Below are 23,257 nucleotides of genomic sequence, written 5' to 3' on the forward strand. Positions count from 1 at the left end.
CCGCGGTCGCCCCCGGCGACGGCAGCAGCGAGACGGAGAGGGCCATGTGGATCGACGACGAGGCGGCGCTGAAGGTCCTCTACGGTTCGGTCGGAGAGGCCTCGATCGCCAAGGAGGTTCGTCACCTGACGCCTGCCTATCGGGCGCTGGTCGAAGCCTCGCCCTTCTGTGTGCTGTCCACCGCCGGCCCCGAGGGGCTCGATGCCACGCCGCGCGGCGACCCGCCGGGCTTCATCCGTGTCCTCGACGAGCGAACACTGCTGATCCCGGACCGGCGCGGCAACAACCGCATCGACAGCCTGCTGAACATCGTCCGCGATCCGCGCCTCGCTTTGCTGGTGATGGTCCCGGGCGTCGCCGAGACGCTGCGGATCAATGGCCGCGGCCGCATCACCACCGATCCGGCGCTGCTCGCGCCCTCCGCCATCGATGGCAAGGTGCCCGTTACCGGCCTGGTGATCGAGGTTGAGGCTGTCTATTTCCAGTGTTCGCGCGCGCTCATCCGCTCGCGCCTGTGGGACCCGGCGGCGCAGCAGCCCCGTGGCGCCTTGCCGAGCGCCGGCCAGATGCTGAAAAGCGCCAAGGAGAGCTTCGACGCGGAGGCCTACGACCAGGCGCTGCCCGGCCGGGTCGCGACGACACTCTACTGACGTCTCAGAGCGAGAAGCTGGTGCCGCAGCCGCAATTGGCGACGGCATTGGGGTTCCTGAGCTTGAAGGCCGAGCCGATGAGGTCGTCGACCCAGTCGAGCTCGGTGCCGGCCATGTAGGGCAGGGACACCTCGTCCACGAGAACCGTCGCGCCCGCCTTCTCGATGGCGAGGTCGTCGGCATTGCGCTCGGTGGTGAAGTCGAAGCGGTACTGGAAGCCGGAGCAGCCGCCACCCTCCACGGAGATCCGCAGCATGGTGCCCGGAGGCTCCGTTGCCATAATCTTCGTAATCCGCGCCGCGGCGCGGTCAGTGACGGTGACGGACGTGTCGAGAGTCTCGGTGGTCATGGCGATGTCTCCCCGGTTCAAGGCCGGAAACACATGAAAGGGCGGCTCAGCCTTGCGGCCGGCCGTTCCCATAGGTATGTGCGCCCCTGGTGCCGGTCAATCACCCGCCGCTGACGGGCGGAACCAAAGGGCCGGGCAGGGGACCTGAACCCGCATGGCCGTCGCGAGCTACTTCTATCCGCCGCTGGCCCCTTACGCCTCCGATTCCCGGCGCAGCCGCGGCCGGCTGGTGGCTGAGCCGTCCTCGCCGACGCGCACCGAATTCCACCGCGACCGCGACCGCATCGTCCATGCCACGGCCTTCCGGCGGCTGAAGCACAAGACGCAGGTTTTCGTCGCGCCCGAGGGCGACCACTACCGGACCCGCCTGACGCACACGATCGAGGTGGCGCAGATCGCCCGCTCCCTCGCCCGTGCGCTCGGCCTCGACGAGGATCTCGCGGAGACGCTGGCGCTCGCCCACGACCTTGGTCACACGCCCTTCGGCCATACCGGCGAGGATGCCCTCGACGAGGTGATGCGCCCCTATGGCGGCTTCGACCACAATGCCCAGTCGCTGCGCATCGTCACGCGGCTCGAGCGCCGCTATGCCGGCTTCGACGGGCTCAACCTCAGCTGGGAAACGCTGGAGGGGCTGGTGAAGCACAACGGGCCCCTGCTGGCCCCGGACGGCACGCCGACCGAGCGCTATGCGAAACGCGGCATTCCCGTCGCGATCCTCGAATATGACGCATTGCAGCCCCTCGACCTTGCCACCCATGCCAGCGCTGAGGCGCAGGCGGCCGCCATTGCGGACGACATCGCCTATGACGCGGCCGATATCGACGATGGCTTGAGGGCAGGGCTCTTCACCCTCGACGATCTTGCCGCCGAGGTGCCGCTGGCCGCCGAGTTTCTGGTCGAGATCCGCGGCCGCTATCCGACGCTGGAGAAGAGCCGCGAGATCAACGAGCTGACGCGGCGCGTCATCACCCGGCTGGTCGAGGATGTGATCGGCGAGGCGGGCCGCGCCATCGCAGCGCTTGCGCCATCCTCCGTCGAGGACATTCGTGCAGCAGGCCGCACCCTCGTGCAGTTCTCGCCGGTGATCCGCGACTACGATGACGGGATCAAGCGGTTCCTCTTCGCCAATGTCTATCGCCACCCCCGGGTCGTGCCGATCCGGCGGGACGCGGCCGGGGTGGTGCGCGACCTCTTCGCCGCCTTCTTCGAGCACCCCACGGCCATGCCGCCGCAATGGTCGTCTGGCGTCGAACTGCTCGACGAGGCCCGCCGCGCCCGCCGCGCCGCCGACTATATTGCCGGCATGACGGACCGTTACGCCCTCGACGAACATCGCCGCCTGTTTGCCCAGACCCCCGATCTGCGCTAGAGGCGACCGCCTCCCATCAGGTCATCGGCATGAACATCTTCGCTCTCTTCACCCAGCACGTGCGTGCAGCGGTCTCCGCGCTCGCCGCCGACGGCATCGTCCTGCCGGAGGCCGCGCTCGACCGCGTCGTGGTGGAAGCGCCCCGAGACCCGACCCACGGTGACCTCGCCACCAACGCCGCCATGGTCCTGTCGAAGGATGCCGGCATGAAGCCGCGCGACCTCGCCGAGAAGATCGCCGCGCGCCTCGCCGCCGTGCCCGACGTCGCAAAGGTGGACATCGCCGGTCCCGGCTTCATCAACCTCACCGTGAAGGCGGAGGTCTGGCCGCGCATCCTCGCTGCGGCGGTCGCCGAGGGCGACGCTTTCGGCCGCGTCGGCATCGGCGGCGGCGCCAAGGTCAATGTCGAATATGTCTCGGCCAATCCGACCGGGCCGATGCATGTCGGCCATTGCCGGGGGGCGGTGTTCGGCGATGCGCTCGCCAATCTCCTCGACCGCGCCGGCTACGACGTCACCCGCGAGTACTACATCAACGATGCCGGCGCGCAGGTGCAGGTGCTCGGCCGCTCCGCCTATCTGCGCTACCGCGAGGCCAATGGCGAGACGATCGCCATCCCCGAGGGTCTCTATCCCGGCGACTATCTGAAGCCGGTCGGCGCGGCGCTGAAGGCGGCTTATGGCGATCGCCTCATGAGCGCGCCGGAGGCCGAGTGGCTGCCGCTCTGCCGCGATGCGGCCATCGACGCGATGATGTCGGAGATCCGCGGCGACCTCGCCGCCCTCAATGTCTCACACGCCGTCTTCTTCTCGGAGCGCTCGCTGCAGGCGCCACTGGACAAGGTGCGCGCCGCCATCGAGGCGCTGCGCGCCCAGGGTAACATTTATGAGGGCGTGCTGGAGCGGCCGAAGGGCGCCGACGATGCCGACTGGGAGGAGCGCGAGCAGACGCTGTTCCGCTCGACCGCCTTTGGCGACGATGTCGACCGCCCGCTGATGAAGTCGGACGGCACCTACACCTATTTCGCCTCCGACATCGCCTACCACAAGGACAAGGCGGACCGCGGCTTCCTCAACCAGATCGACGTTTGGGGTGCCGACCATGGCGGCTATGTGAAACGGATGCAGGCGGCGCTGAAGGCGATCTCCGGCGGCAAGGCGGCGCTCGACGTGAAGCTCGTCCAGCTGGTGCGCCTGTTCCGCGACGGCGAGCCGGTTCGCATGTCGAAGCGCTCGGGCGATTTCGTCACGCTTCGCGAAGTGGTCGACGAGGTCGGCCGCGACGCGGTGCGCTTCATGATGCTCTACCGCAAGAACGACGCGACGCTCGACTTTGATCTCGCCAAGGTCGTCGAGCAGTCGAAGGACAATCCGGTCTTCTATGTCCAGTACGCGCATGCGCGATGCCGCTCGATCCTGAGGAACGCCGCGGCTGCGGTGCCCGACATGGATCTCGAGCCCGCCGCGCTGTCGGCTGCGGCGCTGGACCGCCTCGACGACGCCGGGGAAGTCGCCATCATCCAGCGGATCGCCCAGTATCCGCGGCTCATCGAGGCCGCGGCCCAGGCGCATGAGCCACATCGTGTGGCCTTCTACCTGTACGAGCTTGCGTCCGACTTCCATTCGCAGTGGAATCGCGGGAAGGATTCGTCGCATTTACGCTTCATTATGGAAAATGATCGACAAATGACGGCGGCGCGCCTTGCGCTGGTCCAGGGTATCGTGACCGTTCTCAGATCGGGTCTTGCGATCCTCGGTGTCGAGGCCGTCGAAGAAATGCGTTGATCGCGCCGCGCGTTCCAGCGGCGCCCACCGACGGCGGGGCCCATGGCCAACGAGACCAGTTTGCGTAGCTATCGCGATTACGACGCCTATGACCGCGATGCCCGCGATCGTGAGCCTGCTGCTGCGGGTCGCCAGGGCGGTGATCCGCTTGCCGACCTCGCCCGCATCATGGGGCAGGACGACACCTATGCGGACCTCTTGAAATCCATCGCCCGCACCCGCACCGAGCCGGGCTTCGAGGCGCCCGCCGCGGAGGCCGCGGTCGAGGACGAGGCCGCTGACGAGGTCGAGGACGAGACCTACGACCTGCCGGCCATGCCGCTGCGCGGCGCTTCCTCCGATGACGGCATCGACTGGGAAGATCTTGAGGCCGAGCTCGCCAAGCACCGCGAGGCCGCTGCCGACGACGAGGTCGCCGAGGAGCCCATCGACGAGTTGCGCGGGTCGCACGAGCTGTGGCACGGCGAATCCGCCGCCCATGACGAACTGGACCGTCGCCTGCATGAGGAATTCGGGCGGTCTTTCTCTGCTGCGGACGAGTCGGGTCGCATCCCCGCCGGGGCCTATGTGGCAGCCGGTGCTGCCGCCGCTGTTGCCGTCGGGGCTGGCGCCTATGCGCTTCGCCAGAACCAGCAGGCGGGCCGGCAGGAGGCTTACGCCCCCGCTCCCTCCTATGCCGCGCCCGCTGAAGCTGCGCCCGCCGCGTCCGATGGGCGCTACGCCTATGCCGACGAGGCCGATGAGGCGCCGCCGCGGCGTCGCCGGGCCGGTGTCACCGCGATCGTGGCCATCATGGGCCTCGCCGTCCTCGGCGGCGGCGGCGTCTATGGCTACCGCGCCATGACGGGGGGCGGTGGCGTCGGCGGTGAGCCGCGCGTCATCCGCGCCGACCAGTCGCCGGTGCGCGTGGCCGCCCAGCAGGCCCAGGATCCCAAGCCCGTCACCGATCGCGTCGCCCAGGGCGAGCGCGTGGTGGCGCGCGAGGAGCGTCCGGTGAGCGCCCGCGAGCAGGCCGCCCAGGTGCAGGAGCCGCCGGTTCCGGCCCGTATCATTCCGCTTGTGCCGTCGCCCGATGCGTCTGCTCGTGCGGCTGCCGTTGCCGCGCCGGCTCCCGTCGCCGCGCCCATGCCGGCTCCGGTTCCGGCGGCGCGCGCCGAAGAGCCGCGCCGCGTCCGCACCGTCCAGGTCGGGCCCGACGGCAGCATCATGGCGCCCGCAGCGGCCCTGGCACCCCGTCCTTCCGAAACCTCGCTGTCGGTCGTGCCGGTGTCGACTGCGCCGGCTGCGCCGTCGCGCCTCGCCGCCGCGGACAGCCGCCCAGCCGCCGCGCCGGTGTCGGCCGGCACGCCCATGCCGCCGCCGCGTCCGGTGCAGACCATCCGTGTCGCCCGGGCTGAACCCGCCGCCAGCCCGACCTCCGTCGAGCCGGTCCGCGCAGCGGCCCCGGCACCGACCGCCCAGGCCCGCCCCATGGATCTCGGCCCGCAGCAGACGGCGTCCGTCCGCGCCGCCGCTACGGCCCCGTCGCCGGCTCCTGCCGCCATCGCCGGATCGGGCGGCACCTTCGTGCAGATCTCGTCGCACCAGTCCGAGGCCGAGGCCCGGTCGGCTTTTGCCACCGCCCAGCGACGCTTCCCGCTGCTTCAGGGCCAAAGCCTCAGCATCCGTTCGGCGGAACTCCCGGGTCGCGGCACCTGGCATCGCGTCCGGGTTGGTCCCTTCTCGCGGGCCGAGGCGCAGAGCTTCTGCGAGCAGCTGCGTGGCTCGGGCGGTTCCTGCGTCCTGAACTGAGGCTCGCATGGCCCCCGCGGCCCTCATTCTCGGCTGCGCCGGGACGGAGCTCACCGGTGACGAGGTCGCCTTCTTTCGCGACCTCGACCCCTGGGGGTTGATCCTTTTCCGGCGCAATTGCGACAATCCCGATCAGATCCGCCGCCTGACCTCCGACTTCCGCGCCGCCGTCGGCCGTGCCGATGCGCCGGTGCTGGTCGACCAGGAGGGGGGACGGGTCCAGCGGCTCACCACACCGCACTGGCCGAAATATCCGGCGGCCCGGGCCTTTTCCCGCATTGCCGCCAATGATCCGCTCGTGGGGCGTGAAATGGCCCGCCTCGGGGGGCGGTTGCTGGCCCATGACCTCCTCGCTGTCGGCATCACTGTCGACTGCGCGCCCGTGCTGGATGTCCCGGTTGCCGGCGCCCATGACGTCATCGGCGACCGCGCTTTCGCGACTGATGCGGCCGCTGTGGCGCAGTTCGGCCGCGCCATGGCCGAGGGACTTCTCGCCGGCGGGGTCCTGCCGGTGGTCAAGCACATTCCCGGTCATGGCCGGGCAGGGGCCGACAGTCATTTCGACCTGCCGGTGGTCACGGCCTCGCGCGAGGAGCTCGAAGCGTCCGACTTCCTGCCCTTTGCCACCCTGACGGACATGCCACTCGCGATGACCGCCCATGTCGTCTACACGGCGATCGATGCGAAACGCCCGGCGACGACGTCGCGGCGGGTCATGCGCCAGATCGTGCGGGGGGCCATCGGCTATGACGGTCTCGTCATGACCGACGACCTGTCGATGAAGGCGCTGGCGGGGAGCCTCGCCGAACGGGCGCGGGCGTCCTACCGCGCCGGCTGCGACGTCGTCCTCCACTGCAACGGCAAGCTCGACGAGATGCGCGAGATTGCCGGGGAGGCGAGGGCGCTTTCTGGAGCCGCCTGGCGGCGGGCGCAGGCCGCGCTCGCGCGCATTCGCCACATGCCTGAGCCGCTGGACCGCGACGAGGCCCTCGGGCGCTTCACCGAGGTGCTGGCACGGGCGACCACCGGCTCATCCACAGCCTTTGCCGCGGACCATGCGCTGAGCGTGTGACCTGGGCTAGGATGGCTCCCGCCGGCGACGGGCCGGCTCGGAACAGGCGATGGCGCGACCTCCTCAGACCTATGGCGACAATGTCCTGCCCTTCGAGGGGGCGGTGGAGCGCAGCGCGTCCGAGCCCGCTTTCGTCGTCGATGTCGACGGTTTCGAGGGGCCGCTCGACATGCTGCTGGCGCTCGCCCGCAGCCAGAAGGTGGATCTCTCGCGCATCTCCATCCTTGCCCTCGCCGACCAGTATCTCGGCTTCATCGAGGAGGCGCGGAAGATGCGCCTCGAGCTTGCCGCCGACTATCTCGTCATGGCGGCCTGGCTCGCCTACCTGAAATCGCGCCTTCTTATCCCCGAGACAGGCAAGGGCGACGAGCCTACCGGCACGGAGCTCGCGGAGGTGCTGGCTTTTCGCCTGCAGCGCCTGCAGGCGATGCGCGACGCCGCCGCCAAGCTGATGACGCGCCACCGGCTCGGCCGCGACGTCTTCGGGCGCGGCGATCCGGAGCCGATCGTGGCGCTGGCGGCGAAGCGCTGGGACGCGACGCTCTATGATCTCCTCACGGCCTATGCGCAGCAGCGCCAGAAATCGGCGCTGTCCCATGTCCGGATGGAGCATCGGAAGGTCTGGTCGCTCTCCGAGGCCCGCGAGATCCTCGAACGCCTCGTTGGCGCCACCCTCGACTGGACACCGCTCGACACGTTCCTGGTCGACTACCTTGTCGCCCCCGACAAGCGCGCGACGGTGCTCGCCTCGAGTTTCGCCTCCAGCCTGGAGCTCGTCCGGGAGGGTGTGCTGGAGGTCCACCAGGATCGGCCGATGGGACCGCTGATGATGCGCAAGCGCCGCGGCGAGCCGCCTTCCAACCCGCCGGGGACGTGATAGAAGCGGCCCATGGGCGAGGAGCGTGACAGTCCTGAACCGTCCCAGCTGAAACTGGGGGCCCCCGTCGGCATTGTCGACGGGCCGGTCGAACAGTTGCGCATCGTCGAGGCGCTGCTGTTCGCCGCAGCCGAGCCGCTGGACGAAACGGCGCTGGCCGAGAGGCTGCCGCGCGGCGCCGACCTGAAGTCCATCCTCATGACCCTCCAGGCCTTCTACGCCTCGCGCGGCGTCAATCTGGTGCGCGTCGCAGGGAAATGGGCCTTCCGCACCGCCGATGACCTGTCCTTCCTCCTCCACCGCGAGACGACCGAGGAGCGCAAGCTCTCCCGCGCCGCGCTGGAGACGCTCGCCATCGTCGCCTATCACCAGCCTGTGACGCGCGCGGAGATCGAGGAGATCCGCGGTGTCACAGTGGCCAAGGGCACGATCGACCTGCTGCTGGAGACCGGCTGGTTGCGGATCCGCGGCCGCCGCAAGGTGCCGGGCCGTCCCGTGACCTTTGGCACCACGCCGGCTTTCCTCGACCATTTCGGCCTCGATGCCATCGCCGACCTGCCGGGTCTGGACGACCTCAAGGCCGCCGGCATGCTGGACGGCCGCCTGCCGCCGAACTTCCGGGTGCCGGTGCCCAGCGACGATGTCGGCCTGCGCGACGACGAGGAACCGGATGACGGGCCGGAACTCGATTTCGGCCTGCCGCCGGTTCCCGACCAGGAGAGCCGATGAGCCAGTCCTTCATGGAGACCGTGTCGCGGTGGGGACGCCGCGGCACTGCCGGCACGTCGATCGCCGCCTCGCTCGCCTTCGAGGACGTGGTCCACGGCTATGGGCGCGTGAGGGCGCTCGACGGCATTTCCCTGGCGGTCGCGCCGGGTGAGGTAGTCTGCCTGCTCGGGCCCTCCGGTTGCGGCAAGACGACGCTGCTGCGCATCGCCTCTGGCATCGAGCGGCCGCTTTCCGGGCGCGTCACCATCGACGGCCGCGAAGTGGCAGGTCCCGACGCCTTCATTCCGCCGGAACGGCGCGGCGTCGGCCTGGTCTTCCAGGACTTCGCGCTCTTCCCGCACCTCACCAATCTCGCCAATGTCATGTTCGGCCTGAAGGCGCTGCCGCGCGCCGAGGCCGAGAAGGCGGCGCGCCTGGCCCTCAGCCGCGTCGGGCTCGACAGGCATGCCGAGGACTATCCGCACACGCTGTCAGGCGGCGAGCAGCAGCGCGTGGCGCTTGCCCGCGCCATCGCGCCGCGGCCCGGTATCCTGTTGATGGACGAGCCCTTTTCCGGCCTCGACAGCCGGTTGCGCGATGCCATCCGCGACGAAACGCTGGCGGTGATGCGGGAGACGCGCGCCACCTGCATCGTCGTCACCCATGACCCGGAAGAGGCCATGCGCATGGCCGATAGGATCGTCCTGTTGCGCAGTGGCCGCATCGCGCAGATCGGCACGCCCTCCGATCTCTACCGCGCGCCGGCCGATCTCGACACGGCGCGGTTCTTCTCCGACGTCAACGAGGTGCCGGGTGTCGTCCGCGCCGGACGGATCGTCACGCCGGTGGGATATTTCGCCGCGCCCGGACTTGCCGAGGGCGCTCCGGCGGTCGCCGCGATCCGGCCGCAATCGATCACGCCGAAGCCCGCCGGCATGTGCGTTCCGGGCCGTCTCGTCTCGCGCCGCTTCCTCGGCGAGGTGGAACTGCTCGAAATTGCCGTCCAGGGGCTCGAGACGCCGCTCAAGGCGCGTGTCCGCTCCGGTGAGGGGCTGGCCCCCGGCCGCGACGTTGGCGTCGATGTTACCGCGGCCGAGGTCCTTGTTTTTGCCGCACCCGGCGCATAGTTTCGCAGCCAACGGACGGTTCTGGGCCGCACGGAACGCTGAGTGCCACGGAACCCCATGGGGAAACGTCGGCGCCACAGGGCTTAAGGAGTTGATGATGGGTACGTTTAGCGCATGGCACTGGATTCTGGTCGCCATCGTGGTGCTGCTGCTGTTCGGCCGCGGCAAGATCTCCGAGTTCATGGGCGACGCCGCCAAGGGCATCAAGGCCTTCAAGAAGGGCCTCGCCGAGGACGACAAGCCGGAGACCCCGCCGGTCGCTACCCCGGCCACTGCGCCCGCCTCGACCATCGATCACCATCCGGCTCCGGCAGCCGCGCCGCAGCCCGCTCCGGCCACCGTCGCTCCGCAGCCGGCACCGACCGCCGCCACCCCGGAGCACAATCCGGCTCCGGCCCCGAAGGTCGGCTGACGCATACAAAGCGTCCGCGGCGCCGGGTGACCGGTTCCGGTAACCCGCGTCGCGCGCACGGTGAATGGCCATGTTCGATCTGAGCTGGGGCGAAATCGCATTGATCGGCGTGGTGGCGCTGGTCGTCATCGGCCCGAAGGAGCTGCCCGGCGTCCTTCGTGGCCTCGGGCAGGCGCTCGCCAAGCTGCGGCGCATGGCCTCTGACTTCCAGTACCAGTTCAACCAGGCGCTGCAGGAGGCTGAGGTCGACAAGGTCAAGTCGTCGATCAACAGCGTCACCGAGGCGGTGAACACGACGCCGACCTCGACCTTCAATCCGATCGACTATGCCCGCGAGCAGATCAAGTCGACCGTCGACGAGATCAAGGGCCAGCCGGCGCCCGGCACGATCGGGCCGACCCTGCCCGATCCGCTGGCGCAGGCCGTCCCCGCGCCGCCGAGCTACACCGCCGACCCCGCCGCCATCCAGGCGGCGTTCAAGCCGGCCGAGCCGCCGGCTGCCTTCGCATCGCCTGCCCCGGCTCCTGCGACGCCGACCGCTGCTCCGGTGGTTGGGACCGCGCCGGTGGACCCGCCCGCTGGCTTGATGGCCCAGGCGGCGCCCGCCGCGCCGGCTGAAGCCGTTGCACCTCCCCCCGCGCCGCCGGCCAGCGAGCCCGGCGCCAGGAAGACCGACGCATGACCGCGACGTCTGACGACAGGATCAAGGCGGACGAGGCGGCCATCGAGGCCTCCAAGGCGCCGCTGATCGAGCACCTGATCGAGCTGCGCTCGCGGCTCATCAAGGCGATGCTCGGCTTCATCGCCTGCTTCATCCTGTCCTTCATCTTCTCGAAGCAGATCTTCCAGATCCTGGTTCTGCCCTACGAGTGGGCCGCGGACTATCTGAAGATCCCGCGCACCGACGTGAAGCTCATCTATACCGCGCCGCTGGAATACTTCTTCACCCAGCTGAAGATCGGCATGTTCGGTGGCGCCTTCCTGGCGTTCCCGCTCATTGCCGTGCAGTTCTACAAGTTCGTGGCGCCCGGCCTCTACAGCCACGAGAAGGACGCCTTCCGGCCCTATCTCATCTGGACGCCGATCTGCTTCTTCACCGGCGGCATCTTCGTGCTGGTCTTCGTCATGCGGGCGCTGATGCTGTTCTCGCTCGGCATGCAGCAGGCGCCGAGCGATACGGCCACGGCCATCCAGTATCTCGGCCGCGTCGAGGACTATCTCAGCCTCATCATGACGCTGATCTTCGCCTTCGGCATTTCGTTCCAGCTGCCGGTGATCATCGCGCTGCTCGGCCAGATCGGCGTGGTGGACACGACCTTCCTGCGCGAAAAGCGCCGCTATTTCATCGTCATCGCCTTCGTCGTCGCGGCCGTCCTGACGCCGCCGGACGTGATCAGCCAATTGTCGCTGGCCATTCCGCTCATCGGGCTCTACGAGATCGGCATCCTGATCGTCGCTCGCATGGAGAAGAAGCGGGCCGCCGAGAATCCGGCCTCGGAGGATGACGGCAGCTCCTCCGCGCCGGCCGCCTGACGCGCTATCCGTTTCTTTTGCCGCCGCCGGGGACGCCCTGCGGCGGCACCGCCATTCCGGGGAGACCCCATGTCCATCATCGACAGCGTCCGCACCACGGTCCTCGTCCCCGTGCACCGGGAGGGTTATCCCTTCATCGCGATCGCGGCTGTGGCGACGCTCGTCCTCGCCTGGTGGGGCGCCTGGCTCACCTGGCCGATGCTCGCCCTGGCCGTCTGGGTCGTCTATTTCTTCCGCGATCCCGTGCGTGTCACCCCCGCGCGCGACGGCCTCGTCATCTCGCCGGCCGATGGCCGCGTGTCGATGATCTCGCGCGTCGTCCCGCCGGTTGAGCTCGGCCTCGGGCCGGCGCCGATGCTGCGTGTGTCGATCTTCATGTCGGTCTTCGATTGCCATGTGAACCGCGCGCCGATCGGCGGCACCATCGAGAAGCTCGCCTATCGTCCCGGCAAGTTCCTCAACGCCGATCTCGACAAGGCCTCCGAGGACAATGAGCGGAACGGCGTGGTCATCCGCACCGCCTACGGGACGTTCGGCGTGGTGCAGATCGCTGGCCTCCTGGCGCGGCGCATCGTCTGGTGGGTTGGCGAGGGCCAGCCGCTCGCCACCGGCGAGCGCTTCGGCATGATCCGTTTCGGCTCGCGCGTCGACGTCTATTTTCCGGAAGGGGCGCAGCCGCTGGTGGCCGAAGGCCAGCGCGCCATCGCCGGTGAGACCGTGCTGGCCGACATGACCTCCAGCGAACCGCAGCGCATCGTCCGTATTGGCTGACGCGTCGCTCCATTTCCACTAGGCTTGCCGCCATGGCGTCGCTTTTCCAGCCCTTCACCCCGGACAACAACGAGCCGCCCCGGCGGCGTTTCCGTCCGGTGCCGCTCAGGCTGCTGATCCCGAACCTGATCACGCTGCTGGCGCTCTGCGCCGGCCTCAGCGCCATGCGCATGGCGCTGGAGGGTAAGTTCGATATCGCCGTCTACCTGGTGTTGCTGGCGGCGATCCTCGATTCCATGGACGGTCGGATCGCGCGGCTGATGAAGGGCACCTCAAAATTTGGCGCCGAACTCGACAGCCTCGCCGATTTCGTCAGTTTCGGCGCCGGGCCGGCGCTGATCCTCTATCTCTGGGGCATGCACCATGCCGGTCCGATCGGCTGGATCGCGGTGCTGGTCTTCTCGATCTGCGGCGCCCTGCGTCTCGCCCGGTTCAACGTGCAGATCGAGGATCCGAATGCGCCCGCCTGGATGGCGAATTACTTCACGGGCGTGCCGATCCCGGCGGGGGCCATTCTTCTGCTGCTGCCGATCTATCTGGACCGCAGCGGCCTGCCGAACCTGCTCAGCCCGCCGATCGTGGCGACGGCCTACACGGTGCTCATCGCCCTGTTGATGGTGTCGCGCGTCCCGGTCTTCTCCGGCAAGAAGTTCGGCGCCCAGATCCCGCGCGAACGCGTGCTGCCGCTGTTCGTCATCGCCATCGCCCTCGTGGCGCTGCTGTTCAGCTATCCTTGGGAGGTGCTGGCGGTCGGCTCCATCGCCTACCTCGCCTCGCTGGCGCCGGTGGCGATGCAGGCCCGTCGTCTCGCGCGCGAGGAGGAACAGGCCAAGCGTGCCTCCGCCGCGGAGGCCTCGTCGGCCCCTCCGCCGGCCTGACGCTCAGCCGCGGCGCCAGCGGCCGACCGCGGCGACCCGCTCGCACAGCGCGACATGGGGATAGCGACGGCGCAGCAGGGCCAGCGCCTCGGAATCGGTGATGCTGCGATCGGCTCCGAGAACCGCCAGCATCGGATCAGCGGCGTCCGCTCGCCTGCGGGCGAGGTCGAGATCGGCGAGCGCGGGCTGTGGCATCATCGTCGTCTCCTGGCTTCCGCCGCGGCGAGGGTCTGGCCCATGCCGTCGGTACGGAAACGATTCCCGGGGGATGCGATGCACGTGACGCCACGATCGTCCCTGGGTGAGGTTAATACGCGGTAACCACCCGTTCGTTCCTGTCGAAATCATGCGGTTTTCAGATGATTCTGGCTGGCCTCACTTTTGGACAGGCTCGCGCGCGATCTGCCCATTTTCTGTGCTTGCGAGGGCCCGGACCGCTCTTCAAGATCGGCAGTCCAAGGGGGATCCGTCGATGCTGGCCGACCATGCCCCCGCGGTCGCGGGGGATGCGTTCGCCTGGCGGTCCGCGGGCGCGACGATGCAGCGGGCGCATGGCGTCGGTCGCCTCGGCTTCGCCCTGCGCGATGGCCGTACGGCGGTCATGACCTGCTACCAGGAGGCGGGCCTGCGCATCCGCATGCCGCGGGTCGAGCCCGGCGCTGCGCTTGAAGCGGTGGTCATCAACACGGCGGGCGGCATCACCGGTGGCGACCGGTTCAGTCTCGCGATCGATGCGGGTGAGGGTACCCGCGCCGTGGTCACCAGCCAGGCCGCCGAGAAGGTCTATCGCTCCTCCGGCGCTGTCGGCACCTTTTCGACCGCGATCCGCGTGGGGCAGGGGGCCTCGCTCGCCTGGCTGCCGCAGGAGGCCATCCTTTTCGACGGCTCAGCCCTCGACCGCAGCCTCGACATCGACATGGCCGAGGATGCGACCGTCCTTGCGGTTGAGAGCGTGGTGTTCGGGCGTCTTGCCCGCGGCGAGAGCGTCGCACACGGGCGCCTGTTCGACCGCTGGCGGATCCGCCGCGGCGGCCGGCTTGTCTATGCGGAGGGGCTGCGATTCGACGGCGCCGTGGCGGCAAGGCTCGATGCCAAGGCCTGTGCCGCCGGCGCCATCGCTGCGGCGAGCGTCGTTCTCGTCGCCCCCGATGCCGAGGCGCGGGTGGAGGCCTTGCGCGAGCGCACCGATGCGCTGTGCGAGCGGGGCGTCGAGGCAGGCGTCAGCGGCTTCGACGGGATGGTGTCGCTGCGGCTGCTCGCCCGCGACCCCTTTGCCCTGCGCACCGGACTTGTGGACATACTGGAGCACCTGCACGGCCCCCTGCCGCGCGTGTGGTCCTGCTGAGGAAGGCCGATGAATCTCTCTCCGCGTGAAAAGGACAAGCTGCTGGTCGCGATGGCCGCCATGGTGGCGCGCCGCCGGCTCGAGCGGGGCGTCAAGCTGAACTACCCCGAGGCCATTGCGCTCATCACCGATTTCGTCGTCGAGGGCGCCCGCGACGGCCGCTCCGTCGCGGATCTGATGGAGGCCGGCGCGCATGTCGTCCGCCGTGACCAGGTCATGGCGGGGATCGCCGAGATGATCCACGACATCCAGGTCGAGGCGACCTTCCCGGACGGGACGAAGCTCGTCACCGTCCACGATCCCATTCGTTGATGCCTATCCGCTGATGCCTGTTTCCACGAGGTCTGCCATGCGCCGCGCCATCGCTCTTGCCCTTCCCGCCGTCCTCGCCTTCGCAGGCGTCGCGGAGGCCCATCCGGGCCTGCCGCACAGCCACGCCTTCGCCTCCGGCTTCCTGCATCCGCTGGGCGGGTTCGATCACCTGCTGGCCATGGTCGCTATCGGCCTCTGGGCCGGCCTTGCCGGCGGACGCGCCATGTGGCTTTGGCCGGCGAGCTTCGTCGGCGCCATGGTGCTGGGCGGCGCGCTCGGCATGGCGGGCCTCTCCATGCCGCTGGTCGAGCAGGGGATCGTCGCCTCGGTCATCGTCATCGGTCTGGCCGCGGCCCTCGCGGTGCGGCCGAGCCTTGCGGTCGGCATGGGTCTCGCGGCGCTTGCCGGCCTCTTCCACGGCCATGCCCATGGCACGGAAATCCCCGCCGCGGCCTCAGGGCTCGCCTATGCCGGCGGCTTCACGCTCGCGACCGTGCTGCTCCACGGCGCGGGTCTCGGCCTCACCGTCATCGCCGGCCGGATGACGCAGCCGCTGGTGGTGCGGGCGGCAGGCGGCCTGACGGCCGTCGCCGGTGTCGTTCTCGCCGTCCGTCTGTTCTGACGCGATCTCGCCGGGAGGCTCTCATGCTGGATCTTCGCCCGAACTTCGAATGTTGTGACCGCGACCTGCCGCCGGACACGATTCATGCGATGATCTGCACCTTCGAGTGCACCTTCTGCGCCGATTGCGCGACGCAGAAGCTCGGCGGGGCCTGCCCGAATTGCGGCGGGGAACTGGTGCGCCGGCCGGTCAGGCCTGCCGCCAAACTCGCCCGCTTTCCCGCCTCCACGACACGCATCTTCAAGCCCCAGGGCTGTGCCGGAGCCACGCCATGAAACCCGGCGAGATCATTCCCGCGGACGGCACGATCGAGCTCAATCAGGGGCTCAATTCCATCGTGCTGACGGTGTCCAACACCGGCGACCGGCCGGTGCAGGTCGGGTCGCACTACCATTTCTTCGAGACGAACCCCGGCCTGTCGTTCGACCGCGACAAGGCGCGCGGGATGCGCCTCGACATCCCGCCGGGTACGGCGGTGCGGTTCGAGCCGGGCCAGACCCGCGAGGTGACGCTGGTGCCCTATCGCGGCGAGCGCACCGTCTACGGTTTCCGCCAATCCGTCATGGGCAAGCTCTGAGCGGTCCCTCCAGGAGAATTCCATGCCCTACAGGATGACCCGCGGCGCCTATGCCGACATGTTCGGGCCGACCGTCGGTGACCGCGTGCGCCTCGCCGATACCGAGCTCTTCGTCGCCGTCGAGAAGGATTTCACCATCTATGGCGAGGAGGTGAAGTTCGGCGGCGGCAAGGTGATCCGTGATGGCATGGGCCAGAGCCAGATCACCAATGCCGCGGGGGCGGTCGACACGGTCATCACCAATGTCCTGATCATCGACCACTGGGGCATCGTGAAAGCCGATGTCGGCCTCAAGGAGGGCCGCATCCACGCCATCGGCAAGGCCGGCAACCCCGACGTCCAGCCGGGCGTCAACATCATCATCGGTCCCGGCACGGAAGCCATCGGCGGCGAGGGCAAGATCCTCACAGCCGGCGGCATCGACACCCATATCCACTACATCTGCCCGCAGCAGATCGACGAGGCGCTGATGGCCGGCCTCACCACCATGCTCGGTGGCGGCACGGGCCCGGCCTCCGGCACGACGGCCACCACCTGCACGCCGGGGCCCTGGCACATCACGCGGATGCTGCAGGCGGCGGAAGCCTTCCCCATGAACCTCGCCTTTGCCGGCAAGGGCAATGCGGCGCTGCCCGATGCGCTGGTCGAGCAGATCGAGGCGGGCGCCTGCGCCCTCAAGCTCCACGAGGACTGGGGCACGACGCCGGCGGCGATCGACAATTGCCTGAGCGTCGCCGACGACCACGACATCCAGGTGATGATCCACACCGACACGCTCAACGAGAGCGGCTTCGTCGATGACACGATCGCGGCGCTGAAGGGGCGCACGATCCACGCCTTCCACACGGAGGGCGCGGGCGGCGGCCATGCGCCCGACATCATCAAGGTTGCCATGGTGGAGAACGTGCTGCCGTCCTCGACCAACCCGACCATGCCCTACACCGTGAACACGATCGAGGAACATCTCGACATGCTCATGGTATGCCATCACCTCTCGCCGTCGATCCCCGAGGACGTTGCTTTCGCCGAGAGCCGCATCCGCAAGGAGACCATCGCCGCGGAGGACATCCTCCACGATATGGGCGCGCTCTCCATCATGGCTTCCGACAGCCAGGCCATGGGGCGCATCGGCGAGGTGATCATCCGCACCTTCCAGACCGCCCACAAGATGAAGGTCCAGCGCGGCACTCTGCCTGAGGATGTCGGCACCGGCGCCGACAATTTCCGGGTGAAGCGCTACATCGCCAAGGTCACCATCAATCCGGCCATTGCCCATGGCCTGTCGAAGCACATCGGCTCGATCGAGGTTGGCAAGCTCGCCGATCTCTGTCTGTGGGAGCCGAAATTCTTCGGTGTGAAGCCGGCGCTGGTCATCAAGTGCGGCACTATTGCCGCCGCACCGATGGGCGACCCCAACGCCTCCATCCCGACGCCGCAGCCGATGCACTACCGGCCGATGTTCGGCGCCTTCGGCAAGGCGATGACCGCGTCTTCGGTCACCTTCGTCTCGAAGGCGGCCTATGAGCGCGGCGTGCACGAGAAGCTCGGCCTCGACCGCATCGTTCTCCCCGTCGAGAACGTCCGCGGCGGCATCTCCAAGAAGAGCCTCATCCACAACAGCGCCACACCGCATATCGAGGTCCATCCCGAGACCTACGAGGTTCGGGCGGATGGCGAGCTGCTGACCTGTGAGCCGGCAAAGGAATTGCCGATGGCGCAGCGCTATTTCCTGTTCTGACGCTTGGCCATCGCCGCCGCGAAGGCGGCGTGGTCGTCCATCACCCGCGCCCGGGCAGCGGCGACCCAGGCTGCAAGCGTTGCCGTATCGAGCCTCGCGGCGTGCCTGCGGACAGCGGCTGCGCGCGCCGCGTCACCGGCATGGCATGCCGCGAGGTCGCGGCCCATGAGGTGGATGAGGCGCGGGCTCAGCATCACGGCCAGGCCTGTCTCAACCTCGATCTTGCGATTGTTCGGCGACAGGCGCCGCACGAGGACCCCGTCGGTCTCGCGGTAGTGCGGATCAGGGGCGCGAAAGGCGCCGCCGGCAATGGCGTTGAGCTGGAGGGTGGCGTCGCGCGGCCGGCGGGCCAGGCACCAGCCGGATGTGACGAGAGCCTTCGCCTCGCGGACGACCGGCCCGCCGCGCCAGGTGGCGACCGCGACATAGCGCGGCCGTCCGAGGCTGCCGGTTCCGGTGATGCGCGGGCCGATGCGCAGGGGCAGGCGCGGCTCCGGCATGGAGGCAGCGAGCGCCTCGCGCCAGCCGCGGGGCGGGCGACCGGCGGGCAGTTTCTCCATCTTCTCCCAGAATGCCCGTCTTTCGCCGCGCTTGCACATCACCGCCTTGCGCAGCCAGCCATAGTCACTCTCGATGACGATCGGCCGCGGGTCGTCCAGCCCTTCGCCATAGCCCTCCAGCAGCGCCCGGCAGACAGCCTTGGCGCCGAGCGTGCTCTCTTGGCCCGCAAGGGCAAGGCTAGTGGCGAGGCGGATGAGGTCGCAGGCATAGGGCATGCGCGCCGCCTCGTCGAAATCGTTGACGCCCCAGACGAGCCGGCCTTCGGCGTCGCGCTATGTGCCGAAATTTTCCGCGTGGATGTCGCCGACCGCGAGGATGGCCGGCGCATCCGCGACATCGGGGCAATCGGCGAGGATGGTTTCGGCAAACCGCGAGTAGGTGCCGCGCAGGAAGGCGCAGGGGCTTTCGGCCATCTTCTGGTGCTTGCGGACGAAGCCGGCGCGGTCAGCTCGGCCGCCGAGGGCCTGTTTCAGCCAGGCTTCATAGGCCTTCAGGGAGTCGTGGACATCACGCATGGCGCCGCCTCCATGGCCGGCACGGTGATCCTGTCGCAGGGGCTGCGCAAGTCAGGATGGTTGACGACGCCGCGGGCGATGCACCACAACTCCGGGCATGATCCGCGCCACCGACGTCCTGCCGCCCCGTTCCTTCCCCGAGACCGCGGTCATTGACCGCGTGGTGCTCGACTATGACGACCGCCACCGTCGCCGCATGGCGATGGAGGGCGTCGAGGGGATCGCCTTCCTGCTCGACCTCCCCGAGGCCGTGCCGCTCGTCTCCGACGCCGGCCTGAAGCTGGAGGATGGCCGTGTCGTGCTGGTCGTCGCTGCCGCCGAGCCGCTGGCCGAGATCCGCACCAGCGACCCGAACCACATGGTTCGCGTGGCCTGGCACCTCGGTAATCGCCACCTGCCGACGCAGATCATGGGCACGCGGCTGCGCATCCGCCGCGACCATGTGATCGAGGACATGGTGCGGGGCCTCGGCGCGCGCGTCGTCGCCATCGAGGCGCCCTTCGATCCTGAGGGCGGGGCCTATGGCCATGGGACGGTCACCGGCCACGAGCACGGGCATTCGCACGGGCACTCGCATGGACATGCGCACGACCATGGCCATTCGCATGGTCACGACCATGGGCACCATCACGGTCACGACCACCACGATCACGGCCATGCGCACGCGCCGAAGCCGCGGGACGTGCTGGCGGTGACCAGCACCGGCCATGTCCACGACGAATCCTGCGGCTGTGGTCACGACCATCACCACGACCACGGCCATCACCATCACGGCCACGACCACAAGCATGGCTGAGACGGCCGCCGGCGCGGCGCTCTATCGCCTGCTCGCCTGGATGTCGCCCGCCTATCCGGTGGGGGCGTTCAGCTATTCCCATGGCCTCGAATGGGCCGTGGAGACGGGCGACATCACCGACCTCCGGAGCCTTGTCGGCTGGCTGGCGGTCGTCATGGAGGAGGGATCGGGCGTGGCGGACGCCACCTTCTGCGTCCATGCCCATCGCGCCGTGACGACTGGGGACGCTGTCGCCTTTGCCGAGGTCGCGGAGCTGGCGCTCGCCTTCCAGCCCTCCAGGGAGCGACGGCTCGAGACCACCGCCCAGGGCAATGCCTTCATGGCGGCAACGGAGGCGGCCTGGCCGGCGGCGCCTCTCGCCCTCGTGCGCAGCGCCTGGGATGGTCCGGTGGCCTATCCGGTGGCCGTCGGGGCTGCGACTGCCGCCCACGGCATCGACGAGGCGACAGCGGTCCATGCTTTTCTCCATGCGGTGGCTGCCAATCTCATTTCCGCGGCCGTGCGCCTCGTTCCCCTCGGCCAGACCGACGGGCAGCGGGCGCTCGCCGCCATGGAGCCGGTCGTCGGCACGACGGCGGGCGTGGCCCGCGGCCTCACCCTCGACGCCATCGGCGGCCATGCGCTGCGCTCGGACCTAGCCTCGATGCGTCACGAAACCCAGTACACCCGCCTGTTCAGGAGCTGAGGCACGAACCCGGAAAGTGGCCACCGGTTTTCGGATAGGATCGTGCCTCCAACCAAGGAAGACATCATGCCTTCTCCCCACGGACCCCTGCGCGTCGGCATTGGCGGACCGGTCGGTTCCGGCAAGACGGCGCTGATGGATGCGCTCTGCAAGGCGCTGCGGCAGGATTATGAGATCGCCGCCATCACCAACGACATCTACACCAAGTGGGATGCCGAATATCTGATGCGGTCCGGGGCGCTGCCGACGGAGCGCATCATGGGTGTCGAGACCGGCGGCTGCCCGCACACGGCCATCCGCGAGGACGCCTCGATCAATCTCGCGGCGGTGGCGGAGATGCGGCAGAAGTTCCCGCAGCTCGACCTGATCCTCATCGAATCGGGCGGCGACAACCTGGCCGCGACCTTCTCGCCGGAGCTCGCCGACATCACCATCTATGTGATCGACGTGGCGGCGGGGGAGAAGATCCCGTCCAAGGGCGGGCCGGGCATCACCCGCTCGGATCTCCTCGTCATCAACAAGACCGACCTTGCCCCGCTCGTCGGCGCCAATCTCGACAATATGGACCGGGATTCGAGGAAGATGCGGGGCCAGCGGCCCTTCGTCTTCACCAACATCAAGACCGGCGATGGCGTCGAGGCGGTCGCGCGCTTCGTCCGCGACAAGGGCGGCCTCGCCGCGCGCTGAGCGGGCAGGGCAGGCCTTCCCGCCGGGCCTTTTCTTGAACCGTTTGAAAGGCCATGATCCCCGGCAATGACGGCCCCGAGGGCCGCACTGCCGGGAGCGCCCCATGACCACCCAACCCCGCTTCATCCGCCTCGCCGCGGCGGACAATGTCGTCGTTGCCGTCGACATGATCGATGCCGGCAAGCGCGTCGACGGGGTGACGGCGGCGGCTCGGGTCATGAAGGGGCACAAGATGGCGACCAAGCCTGTCGCGGTCGGCGAGCCCATCGTCAAATATGGCCAGATCATCGGCTTCGCCTCAGTGCCGATCGCGGCGGGCGACTGGGTTCACACCCACAATTGCGCCTTCGCCGCCTTCGAGCGCGACTATGCCTTCGCCGCCGATGCGCGCCCTGAGGACGTGCTGCCGCTGGCCGAGCGCGCCACCTTCCAGGGCTTTCGCCGCGACAAGGGCCGGGCCGGCACGCGCAACTACATCGCCATTCTCACCTCGGTGAACTGCTCGGCGTCGGTTGCGCGGTTCATGGCCGAGGCGGTGAACCGCTCGGGCATGCTGGCCGAGTTCCCGAATGTCGACGGCGTCATTTCGCTGGTCCACGGCACCGGCTGCGGCCTTGCCGGCGAGGGGCTCGGCTACGAGATCCTCGAGCGCACGATCTGGGGCTATGCGACCAACCCCAATGTCTCTGCCGTGCTGCTGGTGGGGCTTGGCTGCGAGGTCTTCCAGATCCCGCGGCTGATGAAGGATTACGGCATCGAGCCTGGCCCGCGCTTCCAGACGATGACGATCCAGGAAACGGGCGGCACGGCGAAAACCATCGAGGCCGGGGTCGCGCGCATCCGCGAGATGCTGCCGCTGGTGAACGCGACCAAGCGCGAGACGCTGCCCGCTTCCGAACTCTGCCTCGCCCTCCAGTGTGGCGGGTCCGACGGCTATTCGGGGATCACCGCCAATCCGGCGCTGGGCAAGGCGGTCGATATTCTCGTCCGCCACGGCGGCACGGCGGTCCTCTCGGAGACGCCGGAGATCTATGGCGCCGAGCACCTGCTGACGCGGCGGGCCGAGAGCCGGGCGGTCGGCGAGAAGCTTGTCGACATCATCCACTGGTGGGAGGGCTACACCGCCAAGCACGAGGGCTCGATGGACAACAATCCCTCGCCCGGCAACAAGGCGGGCGGCCTCACCACCATCCTCGAGAAGTCGCTGGGTGCTGCCGCCAAGGGCGGTTCGACGACGCTGCGCGGCGTCTACCACTATGCCGAGAAGATCGACCGCAACGGCTTCGTCTACATGGACACTCCCGGCTACGATCCCGTCGCGGCGACCGGCCAGGTCGCGGGCGGCTGCAACGTCCTGTGCTTCACCACCGGCCGCGGCTCGGCCTATGGCTGCAAGCCGACACCCTCCATCAAGCTCGCCACCAATTCCGACATCTATGCGCGGATGATCGACGACATGGACATCAATTGCGGCGACGTGCTCGACGGCGTGTCACTGGAGGAAAAGGGCCAGGCGATCTTCGACCTGATCCTGCGCACGGCCTCCGGCGAGAAGACCACGTCCGAGCGGCTCGGCTATGGCGACAACGAGTTCGTGCCCTGGCAAATCGGCGCGACCATGTGACACTGGCATCCGCATTCCTGCGCAGGCCGCTATAGTCGGATATCCAACCAAATCGGTTGCGGCGACGCCGTGCCTGTCGCTATCGTCTCTCCTGATCGACCAAGACGCTGCCAAGGCGCGGGCCGCACGGCCCTTTACGGGACGATTTGAGGAGGAACGCCCATGACATCCAGCCGCCTGACGCTGACGCGCCGCCATGCCCTTACCGCCATCGGTGCCGCTGTCGCTACCCCCGCCGTGATGCGGGTCGCCTGGGGCCAGGCCCCGCAGGTGACCCTGCGCCTGCACCACTTCCTGCCGCCGGTCTCCAATGCCCACCAGCGCTTCCTGCTGCCCTGGTCGCGCAAGGTGCAGGAGGCCTCCGGCAACCGCATCAAGATCGACATCTTCCCGTCGATGCAGCTGGGCGGCGCGCCGCCGCAGCTCTTCGACCAGGCGCGCGACGGCGTCGCGGACATTGTCTGGACCCTG

Annotated in this window: 25 protein-coding genes and 2 pseudogenes; 24 read left to right on the top strand and 3 right to left on the bottom strand. The window is 68.7% G+C overall.

Annotation, left to right across the window (positions count from 1 at the left end; translation table 11 throughout):
* Positions 1-44 precede the first annotated feature (44 nt).
* The gene (locus tag O9344_RS13000; protein ID WP_298477788.1) at positions 45-650 is read left to right on the top strand and encodes a pyridoxamine 5'-phosphate oxidase family protein; all 606 of its coding nucleotides are present in this window, start codon (positions 45-47) and stop codon (positions 648-650) included.
* Positions 651-654: 4 nt separating this feature from the next.
* Here O9344_RS13000 and erpA read toward each other — a convergent pair whose 3' ends face one another.
* Positions 655-999, bottom strand: coding sequence for an iron-sulfur cluster insertion protein ErpA (erpA, locus tag O9344_RS13005; RefSeq protein ID WP_298477791.1), 345 nt, complete (start codon positions 997-999; stop codon positions 655-657).
* A 154-nt stretch (positions 1,000-1,153) separates the two neighbouring features.
* Between erpA and O9344_RS13010 the strand changes: the two genes are divergently transcribed.
* The 12 genes from O9344_RS13010 to pssA all read left to right on the top strand — a co-directional run bounded on the left by O9344_RS13010 (position 1,154) and on the right by pssA (position 13,324).
* Entirely contained in the window at positions 1,154-2,371 is a 1,218-nt protein-coding gene (locus tag O9344_RS13010) for a deoxyguanosinetriphosphate triphosphohydrolase (protein ID WP_298477794.1), read from the top strand.
* 29 nt (positions 2,372-2,400) lie between these two features.
* Positions 2,401-4,155: an arginine--tRNA ligase gene (argS, locus tag O9344_RS13015; RefSeq protein WP_298477796.1), complete on the top strand. Its 1,755-nt coding sequence runs from the start codon at positions 2,401-2,403 to the stop codon at positions 4,153-4,155.
* Between the two features lie 42 nt (positions 4,156-4,197).
* Positions 4,198-5,946: an SPOR domain-containing protein gene (locus O9344_RS13020; RefSeq protein ID WP_298477799.1), complete on the top strand. Its 1,749-nt coding sequence runs from the start codon at positions 4,198-4,200 to the stop codon at positions 5,944-5,946.
* 7 nt (positions 5,947-5,953) lie between these two features.
* Entirely contained in the window at positions 5,954-7,018 is a 1,065-nt protein-coding gene (nagZ, locus tag O9344_RS13025; protein ID WP_298477802.1) for a beta-N-acetylhexosaminidase, read from the top strand.
* Positions 7,019-7,067: 49 nt separating this feature from the next.
* Positions 7,068-7,895 (top strand): ScpA family protein, encoded by an 828-nt coding sequence (locus O9344_RS13030; protein WP_298477805.1) that lies wholly within the window; start codon positions 7,068-7,070, stop codon positions 7,893-7,895.
* A 12-nt stretch (positions 7,896-7,907) separates the two neighbouring features.
* Complete coding sequence (gene scpB, locus O9344_RS13035) at positions 7,908-8,624, top strand: SMC-Scp complex subunit ScpB (RefSeq protein ID WP_298477808.1); 717 nt, start codon at positions 7,908-7,910, stop codon at positions 8,622-8,624.
* Positions 8,621-9,730, top strand: coding sequence for an ABC transporter ATP-binding protein (locus O9344_RS13040; protein ID WP_298477811.1), 1,110 nt, complete (start codon positions 8,621-8,623; stop codon positions 9,728-9,730). Before scpB ends, O9344_RS13040 begins: the two co-directional genes overlap by 4 nt.
* Before the next feature lie 97 nt (positions 9,731-9,827).
* The gene (locus tag O9344_RS13045) at positions 9,828-10,142 is read left to right on the top strand and encodes a twin-arginine translocase TatA/TatE family subunit (protein ID WP_298477877.1); all 315 of its coding nucleotides are present in this window, start codon (positions 9,828-9,830) and stop codon (positions 10,140-10,142) included.
* A gap of 70 nt (positions 10,143-10,212) precedes the next feature.
* The gene (gene tatB / locus O9344_RS13050) at positions 10,213-10,824 is read left to right on the top strand and encodes a Sec-independent protein translocase protein TatB (protein WP_298477814.1); all 612 of its coding nucleotides are present in this window, start codon (positions 10,213-10,215) and stop codon (positions 10,822-10,824) included.
* Positions 10,821-11,675: a twin-arginine translocase subunit TatC gene (tatC, locus tag O9344_RS13055; RefSeq protein WP_298477817.1), complete on the top strand. Its 855-nt coding sequence runs from the start codon at positions 10,821-10,823 to the stop codon at positions 11,673-11,675. The genes tatB and tatC overlap by 4 nt, the downstream gene beginning before the upstream one ends.
* Before the next feature lie 69 nt (positions 11,676-11,744).
* Positions 11,745-12,446: a phosphatidylserine decarboxylase gene (locus tag O9344_RS13060; RefSeq protein WP_298477820.1), complete on the top strand. Its 702-nt coding sequence runs from the start codon at positions 11,745-11,747 to the stop codon at positions 12,444-12,446.
* 32 nt (positions 12,447-12,478) lie between these two features.
* The gene (gene pssA / locus O9344_RS13065) at positions 12,479-13,324 is read left to right on the top strand and encodes a CDP-diacylglycerol--serine O-phosphatidyltransferase (RefSeq protein WP_298477823.1); all 846 of its coding nucleotides are present in this window, start codon (positions 12,479-12,481) and stop codon (positions 13,322-13,324) included.
* Positions 13,325-13,327: 3 nt separating this feature from the next.
* On the opposite strand, the gene O9344_RS13070 is transcribed toward pssA, so the two are convergent.
* Positions 13,328-13,522, bottom strand: coding sequence for a hypothetical protein (locus tag O9344_RS13070; RefSeq protein WP_298477826.1), 195 nt, complete (start codon positions 13,520-13,522; stop codon positions 13,328-13,330).
* Positions 13,523-13,796: 274 nt separating this feature from the next.
* Here O9344_RS13070 and O9344_RS13075 point away from each other — a divergent pair, with 274 nt between their 5' ends.
* From O9344_RS13075 to ureC, 6 genes are read left to right on the top strand one after another with little or no spacing between them, the layout of a single operon-like run.
* Positions 13,797-14,669 carry an urease accessory protein UreD gene (locus tag O9344_RS13075; protein ID WP_298477828.1) on the top strand — a complete coding sequence of 291 codons (873 nt, stop codon included), beginning with the start codon at positions 13,797-13,799 and terminating at the stop codon, positions 14,667-14,669.
* Positions 14,670-14,678: 9 nt separating this feature from the next.
* Positions 14,679-14,981 carry an urease subunit gamma gene (locus O9344_RS13080; RefSeq protein WP_108176954.1) on the top strand — a complete coding sequence of 101 codons (303 nt, stop codon included), beginning with the start codon at positions 14,679-14,681 and terminating at the stop codon, positions 14,979-14,981.
* A gap of 37 nt (positions 14,982-15,018) precedes the next feature.
* Positions 15,019-15,603 carry a HupE/UreJ family protein gene (locus O9344_RS13085; RefSeq protein WP_298477835.1) on the top strand — a complete coding sequence of 195 codons (585 nt, stop codon included), beginning with the start codon at positions 15,019-15,021 and terminating at the stop codon, positions 15,601-15,603.
* Between the two features lie 23 nt (positions 15,604-15,626).
* The gene (locus tag O9344_RS13090) at positions 15,627-15,878 is read left to right on the top strand and encodes a DUF1272 domain-containing protein (RefSeq protein ID WP_298477837.1); all 252 of its coding nucleotides are present in this window, start codon (positions 15,627-15,629) and stop codon (positions 15,876-15,878) included.
* On the top strand, positions 15,875-16,180 hold the full coding sequence (locus O9344_RS13095) for an urease subunit beta (RefSeq protein WP_298477838.1): 306 nt from the start codon (positions 15,875-15,877) through the stop codon (positions 16,178-16,180). The genes O9344_RS13090 and O9344_RS13095 overlap by 4 nt, the downstream gene beginning before the upstream one ends.
* A 22-nt stretch (positions 16,181-16,202) precedes the next feature.
* On the top strand, positions 16,203-17,918 hold the full coding sequence (ureC, locus tag O9344_RS13100) for an urease subunit alpha (protein ID WP_298477842.1): 1,716 nt from the start codon (positions 16,203-16,205) through the stop codon (positions 17,916-17,918).
* Here ureC and O9344_RS13105 read toward each other — a convergent pair.
* Positions 17,903-18,994: pseudogene (locus O9344_RS13105) on the bottom strand (DUF2252 family protein). The gene ureC and the pseudogene O9344_RS13105 overlap by 16 nt on opposite strands.
* Before the next feature lie 97 nt (positions 18,995-19,091).
* Between O9344_RS13105 and O9344_RS13110 the strand changes: the two are divergent.
* The 5 genes and pseudogenes from O9344_RS13110 to O9344_RS13130 all read left to right on the top strand — a co-directional run.
* Positions 19,092-19,790: an urease accessory protein UreE gene (locus O9344_RS13110; protein ID WP_298477844.1), complete on the top strand. Its 699-nt coding sequence runs from the start codon at positions 19,092-19,094 to the stop codon at positions 19,788-19,790.
* A complete protein-coding gene (locus O9344_RS13115) occupies positions 19,783-20,475 on the top strand; it encodes an urease accessory protein UreF (RefSeq protein WP_298477847.1) in 693 nt (230 codons plus the stop codon). Before O9344_RS13110 ends, O9344_RS13115 begins: the two co-directional genes overlap by 8 nt.
* Positions 20,476-20,541: 66 nt before the next feature.
* Positions 20,542-21,162 carry an urease accessory protein UreG gene (gene ureG / locus O9344_RS13120; RefSeq protein WP_298477851.1) on the top strand — a complete coding sequence of 207 codons (621 nt, stop codon included), beginning with the start codon at positions 20,542-20,544 and terminating at the stop codon, positions 21,160-21,162.
* A gap of 103 nt (positions 21,163-21,265) precedes the next feature.
* Positions 21,266-22,786, top strand: a complete 1,521-nt coding sequence (locus tag O9344_RS13125) for an altronate dehydratase family protein (RefSeq protein WP_298477856.1) — start codon at positions 21,266-21,268, stop codon at positions 22,784-22,786.
* A 162-nt stretch (positions 22,787-22,948) separates the two neighbouring features.
* Positions 22,949-23,257, top strand: a pseudogene (locus O9344_RS13130) (C4-dicarboxylate ABC transporter substrate-binding protein); the annotation flags it as partial.

Source organism: Phreatobacter sp., from assembly GCF_027532945.1.
In the GTDB taxonomy this organism is placed as follows: domain Bacteria; phylum Pseudomonadota; class Alphaproteobacteria; order Rhizobiales; family Phreatobacteraceae; genus Phreatobacter.